Origin of the sequence: Clostridium ganghwense (assembly GCF_026735165.1) — a bacterium.
GTDB classification, from domain to species: Bacteria; Bacillota; Clostridia; order Clostridiales; family Clostridiaceae; genus Clostridium_H; species Clostridium_H ganghwense.
Map to the genome: position 1 here is coordinate 1 of NZ_JAPQES010000022.1, position 2,319 is coordinate 2,319.

At 33.3% G+C, this 2,319-nt stretch carries 3 protein-coding genes; all 3 read right to left on the bottom strand.

Annotated features, from left to right (window positions below; all coding sequences use genetic code 11):
- Positions 1-305: DUF1667 domain-containing protein (locus OXH55_RS19855; RefSeq protein ID WP_268051884.1), on the bottom strand; the 305-nt coding region annotated here is incomplete at its 3' end.
- 2 nt (positions 306-307) lie between these two features.
- Positions 308-1,567, bottom strand: a complete 1,260-nt coding sequence (locus OXH55_RS19860) for an NAD(P)/FAD-dependent oxidoreductase (protein WP_268051885.1) — start codon at positions 1,565-1,567, stop codon at positions 308-310.
- A 23-nt stretch (positions 1,568-1,590) separates the two neighbouring features.
- The coding region (locus tag OXH55_RS19865; protein WP_268051886.1) for an FAD-dependent oxidoreductase at positions 1,591-2,319 on the bottom strand (729 nt) is incomplete at its 5' end.

Below are 2,319 nucleotides of genomic sequence, written 5' to 3' on the forward strand. Positions count from 1 at the left end.
ACAATAACATCTCCAATATTTACAGGTGCTTTAACACTTAGTCCTTTTAATGCTTTTACACATTCAAAAATCTTATCTTTTGGTATATCGCCTTCTGTTTTTACAGGAACAACAGTAAGTTGTCCTCCTTCAACTAAAACTGATGAAGTTACAATTCTAGTAGGGTTTGTACATTCTTTTTCAGCATAAGCCTTTCCTCTTGGACAAATATTTCCTGTAACCTTTGTTACTGCTTTACCTTCTATTTCAACTTCTAGGTTGCATCCCATTGGGCAACCTATACATATTAATTCTCTTACAGCCATTTTTATTCTCCTTCCACTTTAACAGTAATCTTTTTACAGTTAGGATATTTTTCAAACATCGCTTTATTAAGTTTTACTGTTTCCATTTCTCCAGGTGCTAAAACCTTTTTCTTTCTGTGCACTTCTCTTTCACCATCGAAATATACAGAAATATAGCTATCTGAAAATACGTTTCTTACTCTGAATCTTACATCTATAGTGTTATCAACATTACCTGCATTTATTGTCTTAGGAACTGTATAACCTACTCCATTTTCAGCTACTAATTCTATAGTGTTATTTCCTTCAACTCTTTTTCCTTTTATATAATCAGCTGCATTTTTACCAGCGTTATAGCTTTCTTCTGTAACAAAATCAACTAGATCATGAACGTGAAGCACGTTACCACAAGCAAATATTCCTTCTACATTTGTTTGCATTCTTTCATCTACTTCTGGTCCACCTGTTACTCCTAATTTAACTCCTGCTGTTCTTGAAAGTTCATTTTCAGGAAGTAGCCCTACTGATAAAAGTAATGTATCACATTTGATATATTCTTCTGTTTCCTTTATTGGTTTTAAGTTTTCATCAACTTTAGCTATAGTAACTCCTGTTACTCTATCTTTACCTTCTATATTTGTTATTGTGTGAGCTAATTTTAGAGGTATTCCATAGTCATCTAAACATTGAACTATGTTTCTCTTAAGTCCTCCTGAGTATGGCATAAGCTCAACTACTGCTTTTACCTTTGCTCCTTCAAAAGTCATTCTTCTTGCCATTATAAGTCCGATATCTCCTGATCCTAGGATTACAACTTCTTTTCCTGGCATTTTTCCTTCTATATTTACAAATTTTTGTGCTGTACCTGCTGAATATATCCCTGAACATCTTGCCCCTGGTATATTTATAGCTCCTCTTGGTCTTTCTCTACATCCCATAGCTAGAACTATAGCTTGTGCTTTTATTTCTATAATTCCATCTTCCTCATTAATTGCTGTTATAATCTTATCTTCACTTACATCTATTATCATAGTATTTAGTCTATATGGTATTTTCATTTCTTCTACTTTATCAACAAATCTTTGAGCATATTCTGGTCCTGTAAGTTCTTCTTTGAAAGTGTGAAGTCCAAAACCGTTGTGGATACATTGGTTAAGTATTCCACCCATGCTTGAATCTCTTTCTAATATTAAAATATTGTCTATTCCTTCTTCTTTGGCTTTTATAGCAGCTGCAAGTCCTGCTGGACCTCCACCAAGTATAACTACATCATATTGTTGCATATCAAAACCTCCAATGTTTTTTATTAAATATCTTCTTTAATTTCCCCTACTAAAACTTTAGAATCTTTACCAAACTTAGTTACTTCAGTACGTGGGATATCTAATTCTTCAGATAAAATTTCTACTATTCTATTTGAGCAGAAACCAGATTGACATCTTCCCATTCCAGCTCTTGTTCTTCTCTTTACTCCATCTAAAGTTTTTGCTCCTAGAGGTCTTCTTATTGCGTTTCTTATTTCTCCTTCAGTAACTGTTTCACATCTACAAACTATTTTTCCGTATGTTTTATCTTCTTTTACAAGTTCTCTTCTTTCATCATTGTTCATTTCTCTGAACTTTGGTATACCCTTTCTTATTGGGTTAAAGTTTTCATTCTTCTCTGGTGATAATTTTTCAACAACTATTCCAGCAATTTTTTCTGCTATTGCAGGAGCACTAGTAAGTCCTGGTGATTCTATGCCTAATGCATTGATGAAGTTTTCAGCATCTTCGGCTTCTCCTATAATAAAATCACTACCATCTTCATGAGCTCTTAATCCAGCAAAAGAAGTTATAACTTGTCTATGTGGTATTGTTTTTATTGTAAGTGGTGCTTTTTCTATAACTGATTCCAAACCTGCTCTTGTAGTATCTACATTTGTTTTATCATCAATATCTTCTGATGTTGGTCCCATAAGTAAGTTTCCATCAACTGTTGGAGTAACTAAAACTCCTTTACCCATTTTAGTTGGTAATTGGAATAAAGTTCTTGA

Bases quoted from the DNA above. Each gene is read 5' to 3' on its own strand.
- OXH55_RS19860 (WP_268051885.1), bottom strand. From the start codon at position 1,567: ATGCAACAATATGATGTAGTTATACTTGGTGGAGGTCCAGCAGGACTT.